The organism is Planomicrobium sp. CPCC 101110 (assembly GCF_007859395.1).
Lineage (GTDB): Bacteria > Bacillota > Bacilli > Bacillales_A > Planococcaceae > Planococcus.
On record NZ_VOHD01000016.1, the window covers coordinates 54501 to 67409 of the forward strand.

General features: G+C 44.9%; 12 protein-coding genes, 1 rRNA gene and 1 other annotated feature. All 13 genes read right to left on the reverse strand.

The genetic code is table 11. From position 1 onward, the window contains the following. Positions 1 to 4: 4 nt before the first annotated feature. Positions 5 to 1405, reverse strand: a complete 1401-nt coding sequence (gene cysS, locus FQV30_RS17765) for a cysteine--tRNA ligase (protein ID WP_146501449.1) — start codon at positions 1403 to 1405, stop codon at positions 5 to 7. After that, positions 1402 to 2064 (reverse strand): serine O-acetyltransferase, encoded by a 663-nt coding sequence (gene cysE, locus FQV30_RS17770; protein ID WP_146501450.1) that lies wholly within the window; start codon positions 2062 to 2064, stop codon positions 1402 to 1404. Before cysE ends, cysS begins: the two co-directional genes overlap by 4 nt. Positions 2065 to 2116: 52 nt before the next feature. Further along, positions 2117 to 2333, reverse strand: a binding site (T-box leader). Between the two features lie 42 nt (positions 2334 to 2375). Then, positions 2376 to 3839: a glutamate--tRNA ligase gene (gltX, locus tag FQV30_RS17775; protein WP_146501451.1), complete on the reverse strand. Its 1464-nt coding sequence runs from the start codon at positions 3837 to 3839 to the stop codon at positions 2376 to 2378. A 37-nt stretch (positions 3840 to 3876) separates the two neighbouring features. Beyond that, entirely contained in the window at positions 3877 to 4377 is a 501-nt protein-coding gene (ispF, locus tag FQV30_RS17780; RefSeq protein WP_146501452.1) for a 2-C-methyl-D-erythritol 2,4-cyclodiphosphate synthase, read from the reverse strand. After that, on the reverse strand, positions 4374 to 5069 hold the full coding sequence (ispD, locus tag FQV30_RS17785; RefSeq protein ID WP_146501453.1) for a 2-C-methyl-D-erythritol 4-phosphate cytidylyltransferase: 696 nt from the start codon (positions 5067 to 5069) through the stop codon (positions 4374 to 4376). The genes ispF and ispD overlap by 4 nt, the downstream gene beginning before the upstream one ends. A 13-nt stretch (positions 5070 to 5082) precedes the next feature. After that, positions 5083 to 6177 carry a PIN/TRAM domain-containing protein gene (locus FQV30_RS17790; protein WP_146501454.1) on the reverse strand — a complete coding sequence of 365 codons (1095 nt, stop codon included), beginning with the start codon at positions 6175 to 6177 and terminating at the stop codon, positions 5083 to 5085. A 103-nt stretch (positions 6178 to 6280) separates the two neighbouring features. After that, complete coding sequence (radA, locus tag FQV30_RS17795) at positions 6281 to 7657, reverse strand: DNA repair protein RadA (protein WP_146501455.1); 1377 nt, start codon at positions 7655 to 7657, stop codon at positions 6281 to 6283. A gap of 65 nt (positions 7658 to 7722) precedes the next feature. Then, positions 7723 to 10173, reverse strand: coding sequence for an ATP-dependent protease ATP-binding subunit ClpC (gene clpC, locus FQV30_RS17800; RefSeq protein ID WP_146501456.1), 2451 nt, complete (start codon positions 10171 to 10173; stop codon positions 7723 to 7725). Beyond that, positions 10170 to 11261 carry a protein-arginine kinase McsB gene (mcsB, locus tag FQV30_RS17805; protein WP_146501457.1) on the reverse strand — a complete coding sequence of 364 codons (1092 nt, stop codon included), beginning with the start codon at positions 11259 to 11261 and terminating at the stop codon, positions 10170 to 10172. The genes clpC and mcsB overlap by 4 nt, the downstream gene beginning before the upstream one ends. Further along, positions 11251 to 11784, reverse strand: coding sequence for a UvrB/UvrC motif-containing protein (locus FQV30_RS17810; protein ID WP_146501458.1), 534 nt, complete (start codon positions 11782 to 11784; stop codon positions 11251 to 11253). The genes mcsB and FQV30_RS17810 overlap by 11 nt, the downstream gene beginning before the upstream one ends. 11 nt (positions 11785 to 11795) lie before the next feature. Next, a complete protein-coding gene (locus FQV30_RS17815) occupies positions 11796 to 12266 on the reverse strand; it encodes a CtsR family transcriptional regulator (protein WP_146501459.1) in 471 nt (156 codons plus the stop codon). Between the two features lie 158 nt (positions 12267 to 12424). Continuing rightward, complete coding sequence (locus FQV30_RS17820; RefSeq protein WP_146501460.1) at positions 12425 to 12670, reverse strand: hypothetical protein; 246 nt, start codon at positions 12668 to 12670, stop codon at positions 12425 to 12427. 154 nt (positions 12671 to 12824) lie between these two features. Further along, a 5S ribosomal RNA gene (rrf, locus tag FQV30_RS17825) occupies positions 12825 to 12909 on the reverse strand; the annotation flags it as partial.

Sequence of the window (12909 nt, forward strand, 5' to 3'; positions counted from 1 at the left end):
CTTATTACCCCCTCTTCCAGCGCGTACCTTGTGCAGTATCTTCCAGAATGATGTTTTTTTCTTTGAACAAATCACGGATTTCATCCGCTCTTGCAAAATCACGGTTTTTACGGGCTTCAATGCGCTCCTGAAGCAAAGCCTCAACCTCCGCATCAAGCAATTCCTCTTCTTGCTTGAACGGCACACCCAAGACTCCAACCAGTTCATCGAATGTCTGAATAAATGCCTGAATCACATTTGTCGACGTCTGCTTTTCCATCAGGTATGTGTTCGACAGGCGAGACAAGTCAAATACTTTTGAAATGGCATTTGCTGTATTGAAGTCGTCGTCCATCGTGCTGATGAATTCATTTTTGATTTCTTCAATTTTTGATAGCCAAATATCTGAGTGGTCGCCCAGGTCAGCCGATGCGCTTAGACGGTGTTTTAGATTGCTGTAAGCGGTACGCAGGCGTTCAAGCCCGGCACGAGCATCTTCCACTAATTCCCGCGAGTAATTGATAGGATGGCGATAGTGGACTGATAACATAAAGAACCGAAGAACTTGCGGATCAAGCTCTTTCAAGATGTCATTGACCAACACAAAATTGTTCAATGACTTCGACATTTTTTCATTGTCAATATTTATATACCCATTATGCATCCAATAACGTGCAAAAGTTTTTCCAGTCAACGCTTCAGATTGAGCAATTTCGTTTTCATGGTGCGGGAACGTTAAATCCTGCCCTCCGGCATGGATATCAATTGTATCGCCAAGGTGTTCGCGTGCCATTACGGAGCACTCGATATGCCAGCCCGGACGCCCTTTGCCCCAGGGGCTTTCCCAAAAAATCTCGCCTGGTTTCGCCGCTTTCCACAAGGCAAAATCCAGCTCGTCTTCTTTTTTGTCGCCGGTTTCAATGCGGGCGCCAATTTTCAGTTCATCGACCGATTGATGCGACAGCTTGCCATAGCCCTCGAATTTGCGCGTCCGGTAATAGACGTCTCCTTGCGACTCGTAAGCAAAGCCTTTTTCGATCAGCGCTTCGATAAACTCGATAATTTGCGGCATATGGTCCATAACGCGTGGATGGATATCCGCTTCATCGCAGCCGAGCGCTTTCGTATCTTCAAAATAAGCTTGGATAAACCGTTCCGCGATTTGCGGCACCTTTTCGCCCAATTCGTTTGCGGCCTTGATCAATTTATCATCAACATCCGTGAAATTGGACACATACGTTACGTCATATCCTCTATATTCCAAATGGCGGCGGACCGTATCATAGACAATAACCGGACGCGCATTTCCAATATGAATGTAATTGTAGACAGTTGGTCCGCACACATACATTTTTACTTTTCCTTCTTCTAACGGAATAAACGCTTCTTTTTCGCGTGATAATGAGTTGAATATTTGAATGCTCATGACAGCTTCCCTTCTTCCTTTTTAGCTTTTCTCAACCCTTCGACTTCCCTCTGCAATTCAGCCAGTCTGAACTCCATCGCTTCTACTTTATCCATGATCGGATCCGGTAAATCTTGATGGTTCAAATCCGGTTTCACTTTTATACCATCTTTGATGACTACCTTGCCAGGAATTCCAACAACAGTCGAATTGGCCGGTACATTTTTCAAGACGACTGAACCTGCCCCAACTTTTGAATTGGCGCCAATCGTAATCGAGCCCAATACTTTTGCACCTGTCGCAACAAGCACATTGTCTTCAAGGGTCGGATGCCGTTTTCCTTTTTCTTTCCCCGTACCGCCAAGCGTCACTCCTTGGTACAGAGTAACGTTATCGCCGATTTCGCAAGTCTCGCCAATTACGACCCCCATGCCGTGATCGATAAAAAACCGGCGGCCTATGACCGCTCCCGGATGAATTTCAATGCCAGTGAAAAATCGGCTGATTTGGGAGATGACACGAGCTAAGAAAAACCAGTTCTTTTTAAAAAAGAGGTGCGCGATGCGGTGCGCCCAAATGGCATGCAAGCCCGAGTAAGTCAACATCACTTCAAAATAACTGCGTGCCGCCGGATCTTGTTCAAAGATAACGTCTATGTCGTCTTTTATTCTTTTCCACATGCTGCTCAGCTCCTTTCTCTGCCAAAATAAAAAGCGCCCCTGTCATTAATATGACAGAGACGCATGTTCGCGCGGTTCCACTCTGATTAAAAGGGACTGGTCCCTCTTCTCTCGAACACCTTTAACGCAGGCAATACGTCTGGTCTACTCGATTCGACTCAGCACTCAGAGAGGCATTTCTATGCTGCAGGGGCGCGGATCACTTTCAGCCGATGATGATCTTCTCTTTTGCGCATGCTGCATATACTTCTTCTCGTCAACGATTTCGTAATGGTAAATTTATTGTACACTTTTTAAGTTATAAGTCAATCTTATGCCTTTGCGAAACCAGCTACACGGGCAATCGTCTTTTCTTTTCCTAAAAGGGCGATCGAATCCGGCAATTCCGGACCGTGCGTTTGCCCAGTCGTTACGACGCGTATTGGCATGAACAAGTTTTTCCCTTTATGGCCTGTCGCTTTTTGGACTGCTTTGATTGCCGATTTTATTTCTGCCGGTTCGAATGTTTCAAGCCCTTCAAGCTGTTCTTTGAACGAAGCCATGACTTCCGGTACTTGTTCTCCGGCCAGCACTTCTTGTTCTGCTTCGCCATAAGCGAGCTCATCAGCGAAGAACAGTTCTGACAGCTCTGTAATTTCTGCACCGAAGCTCAATTGGTCATGGTACAACGCAATCAATTTGTTTGCCCACTCAGTTTGTTCTTCCGTAAGCGCCTCAGGAAGTTTTCCGGCTTTTTGCAAATGCGGAAGCGCTAGTTTCACCACTTCTTCGAGCGGCATTGCTTTGATGTACTGGTTGTTCATCCATGTCAACTTCTGTTTATCAAACATTGAAGGGGATTTCGACAAGCGATTTACATCAAAAATCCGGATCAATTCTTCTTTCGAGAAGATCTCCTCTTCGCCTTCTGGAGACCAGCCCAGGAGCGCAAAGAAATTGAACAACGCTTCCGGTATATAGCCAAGGTCTTTGTATTGCGAGATGAACTGAATAATCGATTCGTCGCGTTTTGATAGTTTTTTGCGGTCTTCGTTGACAATGAGGGTCATATGGCCATAAGTTGGGTGTTCCCAGCCTAGTGCGTTAAATACCATTTGCTGCTTTGGTGTATTCGACAAATGCTCTTCCCCGCGGAATACATGGGAAATTTCCATCAAGTGATCGTCGATGACAACAGCGAAATTGTATGTCGGAATGCCGTTTGTCTTAACCAACACCCAATCGCCAACGTCTTTTGATTCAAATGAAATTGGACCACGCACCAAATCTTCAAACTCATACGTTACGTCAGCCGGCACTTTCATGCGAATGGTATGAGGAAGACCTGCCGCTTCTTTTTCGGCCACTTCTTCTACCGTCAAATTGCGGCACGTTCCGCTGTACTGAGGAGCAGCAATTCCCGCTTCTTTCTGCGCTTCGCGCTCCGCTTCCAATTTTTCAGGCGAGCAGAAGCATTTGAAAGCTGATCCGTTTTCCAGCATTTCCTGTGCATAACCGCTATACAAGTCCAAACGCTCCATTTGGCGGTATGGACCATAATCGCCTCCGACATCAACCGATTCATCGTAGTCAATGCCAAGCCATTTCAAGTTGTCGAGCTGCGACAGCTCACCGGCTTCGATATTGCGTTCGATATCCGTATCTTCGATGCGGACGATGAATTTCCCATCGTTGTGTCGGGCAAATAAATAATTGAATAGCGCTGTGCGGGCTCCGCCGATATGTAAATGTCCAGTCGGGCTCGGGGCATAGCGTACGCGTACTTGTTGTGTCATGTGTTTTCCTCCTAAAAAATATCCTTCTGCTATTCTATCACTCTGGAACATCTAACGAAAGTGGGCGTTGCACCAGCAAAATGACCGCAAGCGCGGCAATTCCTTCTTCACGTCCTGTAAAGCCCAAGTGCTCCGATGTAGTGGCTTTAACGTTCACTTGGGAAACGTCTGCTTCAAGCAATCCGGCAATCGATTCGCGCATTTGTTCGATATAAGGAGCCAGTTTCGGCTTCTGTGCGATAACTGTGCAATCCACGTTTCCTAGTTCATATCCTTCACTTTTAACGATTTCCCAAATATGGCTCAGCAGCTTTTTCGAATCAGCGTCTTTGAATTCCGGATCAGTGTCCGGAAAATGCTTGCCGATATCTCCTCCGCCGATTGCGCCGAGTGCCGCATCGGTAATGGTGTGAAGCAAGACATCTGCATCGGAATGCCCGAGCAAGCCCCGGTCATGAGGGATATCAATTCCGCCTAATATTAAGGGTCTTCCTTCCACTAATTGATGTACGTCGTATCCTTGTCCAATTCGCATCATCGTTTTTCCTCCTGTATCCGGCTCTCCAAAATGGCTTTCCCATAAATCAAGTCGTCCGGTGTCGTCATTTTCACGTTTTCATAGGTACTCTCTACAATTTGTACCGGGTAATTCAAGCGTTCTACGAGCATCGCTTCGTCCGTACCAAGAAAGCCGTCTTTCACTGCCGCTTTTGCAGCCTTTAAAATCAGGTCATATTTAAAAGCTTGCGGCGTTTGGATGATCCACAACTGGTTACGGTCCACCGTTTCTGTTATTACGCCGCCTGTTGCTTTCTTTATCGTATCCTTAACAGGAACCCCTGCAATGGCAGCGCCCGTAGAATGGGCTGCTTCCACAAGACGCTCAATCACTTCCCGGTCGATGAACGGGCGTGCCGCATCATGAACCAAGACAATGCTACAAGGCGGAATCGCTTCAAGACAAGATCTTACACTGTCTTGCCGCTCCATTCCGCCTTCTGCATAGCCGCGAACTTTTGTGATTTTATGCTTTTTTACGTAGCTGTCAATCACTTGGCGCTCATCATCTTTTACAGCAAGCCAAATTGCGTCACAATTGGGATCATGTTGAAACACTTCCAATGTGTGAAGAAAAATAGGCTTGCCCAAAAGCTCCAGCAATAGCTTGTTTTTATTTGCTTTCATTCGTTTCCCGCTTCCGCCAGCAGGCAAGACGACTGTATAGTTCATTTTGCGACATCCTTTATCCATTCATTGAAGCTTGGCGGCCGTCTCGCGGTTTCGCGAAAATCATGCGCCCTGCTGAAGTTTGCAATACACTTGTTACAGTAACATCAATTGCCTGTCCGATAAAGCCTTTGCCATCTTCGATCACAATCATCGTACCATCGTCCAAGTACGCAACTCCTTGATTTTGTTCTTTTCCGTCTTTGATAACGACCACATGCATATCTTCTCCTGGAATTACAACTGGTTTCACTGCATTTGCTAAATCGTTGATATTTAATACCGGAACGTTGTGCAGTTCACAGACCTTATTGAGATTAAAGTCGTTTGTTACTACTTGTCCGCCCATTTTCTTCGCAGCTCTCATAAGCTTCAAGTCCACTTCACTAACTTCATCAAAGCTTTCTTCTGTAATCATAATGGCACCTTCGCGCTCGCTTTGCAGGCGCTTCAGAATATCCAGGCCTCGGCGCCCGCGGGTCCGCTTTAATGTATCGGAGGAATCTGCGATATGCTGCAGCTCAGATAAGACAAATTGTGGAACCACAAAGGTTCCTTCCATAAATCCGGTGGCTGAAATGTCGGCAATCCGGCCGTCGATAATAACGCTCGTATCCAGCAATTTATAAGTAGTCTTTTGAATCGGTTCTTCAATTTCCGCTTTTTTGGCTGCTCCTATTCGCGGCGTTAGCATTGCCACCATCTCTTCCCGTTTTTGGAACCCTACCTGAAACCCTAAATAGCCGAGCACAACCGATAAAACAATCGGTGCTGCAGTAGCCACCACTGGGATATCAATGGTGCTGAGGGCAAAGCCGATCAAAAATGCCACAACCAAACCTAAAATCAGTCCGACCGTCCCGAAAAGCAGATCCGGGGTTGGGGCACGCAATAACTTTTCTTCCATCCATTTCATAAATTTGACGATTGAATCTGCAAACAAGAGAGATAACAAAAAGAAAACAATGGCTCCGATCAAAGCAGCTACAATAGCATTGTTGCTCCAAGGGTTGTCGAGAAAAGGGATAAGTTCAAAAACATAAGGTAAAAATATAATTCCGACAGTAGCGCCAATCAATAAAAATAAAATCTGGATAATTCTCCTTAACATGTACTCCACCTCCTTTTGCTAATTATACACTGTTTGTTAAGGAAACGCTTTTTTGACCCTTATCAACCCTGTGCCAAAGAAAAAAGGAGGCAAATTTGCCTCCTTACTGCGGAAAAATTTCTTTTAATGCATCATTGACGCTTTCAACGCCGACGACTCGAATGCCTTCCGGGTAATCCCAGCCCCCGAGATTGGAAGCCGGCACAATTGCCCGTTTGAACCCAAGTTTTGCCGCCTCTTGGACGCGCTGTTCAATTCGTGATACACGGCGGATTTCGCCAGTCAATCCTACTTCTCCGATAATACAGTCATAAACGTTTGGTGCAGTATCCCGGAAACTCGACACAATACTTGCAAGCACCGCAAGATCAATTGCCGGCTCATCAAGCTTTACGCCGCCTGCAACTTTGATATAGGCGTCTTGCGCCTGGAGCAGCATGCCAACGCGTTTTTCCAATACCGCCATTAGGAGTGACACCCGGTTTTGGTCAATGCCCGTTGCCATGCGCTTTGGATAATTGAAGCTCGAAGGAGTCACCAGAGCTTGGATTTCAACAAGAATCGGGCGCGTACCTTCCATTGAAGCTACGACTGTCGAACCTGCAGCTCCACTCGAGCGTTCTTGCAGGAACAGTTCGGATGGATTCAGCACTTCCTTCAACCCACTTTGCAGCATCTCGAAAATTGCGATTTCATTGGTAGAACCAAAGCGGTTTTTCACGCTCCGCAATATGCGGTACGTATGATGGCGTTCGCCTTCAAAATACAGCACCGTATCTACCATGTGCTCAAGAATACGCGGCCCGGCAATCTGCCCTTCTTTCGTTACGTGTCCCACGAGGAAGATTGCGATGTTTTTAGTTTTCGCAATACGCATTAATTCAGCCGTACTTTCCCGTACTTGGGTAACGCTGCCCGGTGCTGACGTTACTTCCGGATGGTGTACCGTTTGGATTGAATCGACAATGACAAAATCAGGATTTACTTCTTCAATTGTATGATGGATCAATTCCAAATTCGTTTCAGCGTAAATATACAACTCTGAGGAGGATGCATCCAGCCTCTCAGCTCGAAGCTTTGTTTGCCGGATGGATTCTTCACCAGAAATATACAAAACGCGGCTGCCGCTGTTTGCTAGCATCGCCGAAACTTGCAGCAATAACGTAGACTTCCCTATCCCTGGATCTCCGCCTATCAGCACAAGAGATCCTGGCACAATACCGCCGCCAAGCACCCGGTTCAACTCTCCAAGCTTCGTTTCTACCCGCGGCTCCTGCTGGGTTTCAATTGAATTGATCGGTGTCGCTTTTTGCGCCACACTTGCAGAATGTTGAAAAGCTCCGCGCGGTCCTTTAGGCGCCGCCACTTCCACTTCTTCCACCATCGTATTCCATGCGCCGCAGCCTGGACATTTCCCCATCCATTTAGCCGATTCATAGCCGCACGATTGGCACATGAACTTTGTTTTCTTCTTAGCCATACGGTACCTCCTGTTTTTCAATAAAAAACCGCCCGCCGGATATCCGGCGAGCGGAACGCCCTCACTTACTTCTTCTGTAATTCTACAGTCGGCTGGTCTGTGCGGACAATAAATTCCCCATCTTCTACATCAAATATAATGTGCTGGCCAGCAAGTGCTGTACCTTTCAGCAACTCTTCAGACAAGCGGTCCTCAACATGTTTTTGAAGCGCACGGCGAAGTGGACGTGCCCCATACTCAGGATCATATCCTTCGCTCGCCACTTTATCAAGAGCCGCTTCAGTCAATTCCAGATCAATATCCTGTTCTTTCAAGCGATCAGTCAATTGTTTTGTCATTAACGTTACAATTTCACGCAAGTTATCTTTTTCAAGCGAATGGAAGACAATCATATCATCAATACGGTTCAAGAATTCCGGACGGAATGCTTTTTTCAACTCGCCAAGCATTTTATCTTTCATATCTTTATAATCAGTTTTTGCATCTTCCAAGTTGAAGCCAACATATTTGTTGTATTTCAGCTCTTCCGCACCGACGTTTGAAGTCATGATAATGACGGTATTACGGAAGTCGACTCTGCGGCCTTTTGAATCAGTCAAGCGGCCATCTTCAAGCACTTGAAGCAAGATATTAAAGACATCCGGGTGAGCTTTTTCGATTTCATCGAGCAAAATGACCGAGTATGGCTTGCGGCGTACTTTTTCAGTTAACTGGCCGCCTTCTTCGTAACCAACGTATCCTGGAGGTGAACCGACAAGACGTGAAGTGGAATGTCTTTCCATATACTCGGACATATCAATACGAATCATTGCGTCTTCATCGCCAAACATAGATTCAGCAAGAGCACGAGCAAGTTCTGTTTTACCAACACCAGTTGGTCCAAGGAAGATAAATGAACCGATCGGACGTTTCGGATCTTTCAATCCAGCGCGTGCGCGGCGGATCGCTTTTGAAATCGAAGTGACCGCTTCTTCTTGGCCGATGACACGGCCGTGAAGAATTTGCTCCAAGTTCAACAACTTATCAGATTCGGTTTGCGCAAGTTTGGAAACCGGAATTCCAGTCCACATAGAGACAACTTTCGCAATATCTTCTACAGTCACTTGTGATTCTTCTTTGCCTTGCTTTTCTTTCCATTCTTTTTTCGTTTTCTCTAGCTGATCTTTTAATTTCTGTTCAACATCTCGAAGGGAAGCTGCTTTTTCAAACTCTTGGCTTTGCACAGCTTCATTTTTCTCATGGCGTGCAGCTTCAAGTCTTGCTTCCAATTCTTTAAGATCAGGTGGAGTTGTGTAAGAGCGAAGTCTTACTTTAGAACCTGCTTCATCGATCAAATCAATCGCTTTATCCGGCAAGAACCGGTCAGAGATGTAGCGGTCAGACATTTTCGCTGCTGCTTCAATCGCTTCATCAGTAATTTTCACACGGTGATGGGCTTCATAACGGTCGCGCAATCCTTTAATGATCAGAATCGACTCTTCAACTGTCGGCTCATCCACTTGGATTGGTTGGAAACGGCGTTCAAGAGCCGCATCTTTTTCAATGTATTTACGGTACTCATCAAGTGTTGTTGCGCCAATGCACTGTAATTCACCGCGTGCTAAAGATGGCTTAAGAATGTTCGATGCATCAATTGCCCCTTCAGCGCCACCTGCTCCAATCAATGTGTGAAGCTCATCGATAAAGAGAATGATATTGCCTGCTTGGCGAATTTCATCCATCACTTTTTTCAAGCGGTCTTCAAATTCACCGCGGTATTTTGTGCCTGCAACTACCGTACCCATATCCAGAACCATAACTCGTTTGTCGCGCAATGTCTCCGGCACTTCATTGTTGATGATTTGCTGTGCCAATCCTTCAGCAATTGCTGTTTTACCGACACCAGGCTCACCGATCAAGACTGGGTTGTTTTTTGTTCTGCGGCTTAACACTTCAATTACACGTGTGATTTCATCACTGCGACCGATAACTGGATCCAGGCTGCCTTCGCGTGCAACTTGAGTCAAATCACGTGCCAAACCATCCAATGTTGGTGTATTAGCTGATGCATTCGGGTTGCTGCCGGTAGAAGCCTGTTCGTTGCTTCCGAGCAATTGTAGCACTTGCTGACGGGCTTTGTTCAAGCTGACGCCCGCATTTCCCAATACACGTGCCGCCACGCCTTCGCCTTCACGAATCAATGCAAGCAATAAATGTTCTGTGCCAATGTAAGAATGGCCTAATTTACGGGATTCATCTACAGACAACTCGATAACTTTTTTCGCTCTTGGTGTATAGTGGACGATCGGCCCGACGTTTTTCTCGCCGACTCCAACAAGTTCTTTTACGCCTTCTTCGATCAACTGTGTATTCACTTCAATCGCTTCAAGAGCTTTAGCAGCAATGCCGCCGCCTTCACGAATCAGGCCAAGCAAAATGTGCTCTGTGCCGATTGATTCATGTTTCATGCGGATTGCTTCTTCTTGAGCTAATTGAAGAACTTTCTGTGCGCGTTGTGTGAATCGGTTGAACATCATATAAAATCCTCTCCTTCATCATTTAAGCTTTCTTTATTCAAGCGTTCGCGAAACAATTTCGCTCGTGCATAATCTCGTTCTTTCGGCTCCAGTGGTTTACTTGAATATTGCTGGAGAAAAGCGGGCTGCATGAAAATCATCAACTCATTCAATATGGACATATCCATATCTTTGATCATTTTTAAATCAATACCCAAACGGACGTCTGACAAACACTTCGCAGCCTCTTCTGTTGTCAGCAGGCGGGAGTGGGTAAGCGTTCCAAGCGACCGGTAAATCCGGTCTTCCAACACAAGCGGCGAGTTTTCTTGAATGGCTTCCCTTGCCCGGCGTTCTTGTTGGATAATCTGTTCTGTCATGTTTTGAAGATCCTTAAGAATTTCGTATTCAGATTTCCCAAGTGTAAGTTGGTTTGAAATCTGATAAACATTTCCAAGTGCTTCGCTGCCTTCACCGTAACTCCCTCTCACAACCATGCCAAGGCGTGATATAGCGGGAATAATACGGTTGATTTGATGCGACATTGTCAATGCCGGCAAATGGAGCATCACGGATGCCCTCATCCCAGTACCCGTATTCGTCGGACAGCTTGTTAAATAACCGAATTTCTCATGAAAAGCATAAGACAAATGCTTTTCAAGCAGTGAATCGAGCCTATTGGCTACTTGATAGGCTTCTTGCAGATGAAAACCGGACTGCAAACTTTGTATTCGCAAATGGTCCTCTTCATTGACCATAACACTCAATTCTTCATTATCTGACAAAAGAACAGAACCTGAATGTTGGCCTCTAGCCAGATAAGGGCTGATTAAATGCTTTTCAACCAAAATCTCCCGGTCCAACTGAGACGTCTTTTGTATGTCAATATGAGTAAAGTTATAATCCAATTCTCTTCCTTTGTCCAATAAAACCGCCGAAATTGCTTTGTCTACTTTTAGCGCTTCATCTTCTGAAAAAGCATATGGAAATTGAAAATCACTTAAGTTTCGCGCTAAACGAATACGTGTGCTCATCGCAATATCGACATTTTCTCCGTCATTAGCCATCCAACTGCTTGCTCTTGGCTGAAGGAAACGTTCAATTGCCATTAGAAACACCCCCTTCAAGCTGCGAATTCAATACGCGAATTTCATCGCGTAACTTTGCAGCTCCTTCGAAGTCTTCTTCTTCAATTGACGTCTTCATTTGCTTCCGCAATTCTTCTATTTCTTTTTTTATCTTTAACGTATTCCCATAAGATGCAGGAATTTTACCGGTATGTTCTTTGTTCCCATTATGCAGGCGTTTAAAAATTTCATCGAGTTGCGGTTCAAATGTATCGTAACAAGAAACACACCCGAACTTGCCTAGCTTTAAAAACTTCGTAAACGTAAACCCGCAGGATGGGCAAATTGCCACTTCTTTACGGACAGGGCTTACCGTAGTCTGGTGGACAGGAAACCAATTAGACAATAATTGATGAATAGCCATCGGGTCCTGTTCAAAGGCAATATTAATGCTTTGGTTTCCAGCTGCGCAAACATGGCATAAATGGCGCTCTATCGTCTGCCCTTGCTGAGTTTGTTTTACTATAACTGAAGCAGGACGTTCTCCACACTGATCGCAAATCATCTTATCACCTCTTAAGCGTTAGACTGAAATTTTAATGAAAAAAGCATTGCAATAAGAATTCGTGACCTTACTTCATCTCGAAGAGGCAAAGGCAAAAGCAATGTAGAACGATCAACTGCACTTAACATCAACTTCGCTTCACGTTTAGAAACAATTTCTTCATCCAGCAGCCGAAATACTATATCTTCTGCCATACTTTGTGATGCCCCATGTTCCAAACGATTGATAATTTCTGCTAAAACATCTGATTTTTTATGGAGGCGTATTCGCTTTATGCGGATATAACCTCCGCCTCCCCGTTTGCTTTCCACTAAATAACCACGATCAACGGTAAACCTTGTATTGATGACGTAATTTATTTGAGAAGGGACACATTGAAACTTTTCAGCGACTTCGCTTCTCTTAATTTCAATATGGTCCCTCTCGCTTAATTCGATAACTTGCTTCAAATAACCTTCAATCACATCTGAAATATTCCGCATCGCCTTCACCTCTTCGATACATAATATGCCAAAATTGACTTTGACTATATTTGACTTAATTATACACCAACTATTTTAGAGATTTCAAATAGTATGTTCGAAAAAAAAAAGAAGGCTCCAAAAAAGGGCAAGACAAAAAAGCTGAGGTAGTTACTTAATTATTCCTCATCAAGCATACGCTTCATAAAATCTTTTGCATGACTTGAAATGGATTCAGTTTTTTCTTCTTTGTACTTCGTTTTCCACTTGGTGCCTTCTCGCCAGATTTCTACCACGTCACCAACCGATACATTATGCGTAAAGTCAGCTACAGGAAACGTAAACTGCTCATGCTGCTCATCCTCTGATGTCAGTAAAGCAGTTCGTTTATCAATTGTTACCACTTTATATAATCCTGCTTTCATATTCCTCACCTCATTTTTGCTTTTCCCTTATTAAATAACATTCAATCATTATGATAAACGGTAACTATAAAGCCAAAATGTTTAAGTTTAATGAATAAAATTAAAGAACGCAAAAAAAGCCAGAACCGGAAACGGTTCTGACTTTCTTTCTGGTGCCCAGCGACGTCCTACTCTCACAGGGGGAGACCCCCAACTACCATCGGCGCAAAAGAGCTTAACTTCCGTGTTCGGGATGGGAA

What these genes read in the sequence shown, in the direction of transcription:
- cysS (WP_146501449.1), bottom strand. Translation starts at nt 1,405, where the DNA reads ATGAGCATTCAAATATTCAACTCATTATCACGCGAAAAAGAAGCGTTT.
- cysE (WP_146501450.1), bottom strand. Translation starts at nt 2,064, where the DNA reads ATGTGGAAAAGAATAAAAGACGACATAGACGTTATCTTTGAACAAGAT.
- gltX (WP_146501451.1), bottom strand. Translation starts at nt 3,839, where the DNA reads ATGACACAACAAGTACGCGTACGCTATGCCCCGAGCCCGACTGGACAT.
- ispF (WP_146501452.1), bottom strand. Translation starts at nt 4,377, where the DNA reads ATGATGCGAATTGGACAAGGATACGACGTACATCAATTAGTGGAAGGA.
- ispD (WP_146501453.1), bottom strand. Translation starts at nt 5,069, where the DNA reads ATGAACTATACAGTCGTCTTGCCTGCTGGCGGAAGCGGGAAACGAATG.
- FQV30_RS17790 (WP_146501454.1), bottom strand. Translation starts at nt 6,177, where the DNA reads ATGTTAAGGAGAATTATCCAGATTTTATTTTTATTGATTGGCGCTACT.
- radA (WP_146501455.1), bottom strand. Translation starts at nt 7,657, where the DNA reads ATGGCTAAGAAGAAAACAAAGTTCATGTGCCAATCGTGCGGCTATGAA.
- clpC (WP_146501456.1), bottom strand. Translation starts at nt 10,173, where the DNA reads ATGATGTTCAACCGATTCACACAACGCGCACAGAAAGTTCTTCAATTA.
- mcsB (WP_146501457.1), bottom strand. Translation starts at nt 11,261, where the DNA reads ATGGCAATTGAACGTTTCCTTCAGCCAAGAGCAAGCAGTTGGATGGCT.
- FQV30_RS17810 (WP_146501458.1), bottom strand. Translation starts at nt 11,784, where the DNA reads ATGATTTGCGATCAGTGTGGAGAACGTCCTGCTTCAGTTATAGTAAAA.
- FQV30_RS17815 (WP_146501459.1), bottom strand. Translation starts at nt 12,266, where the DNA reads ATGCGGAATATTTCAGATGTGATTGAAGGTTATTTGAAGCAAGTTATC.
- FQV30_RS17820 (WP_146501460.1), bottom strand. Translation starts at nt 12,670, where the DNA reads ATGAAAGCAGGATTATATAAAGTGGTAACAATTGATAAACGAACTGCT.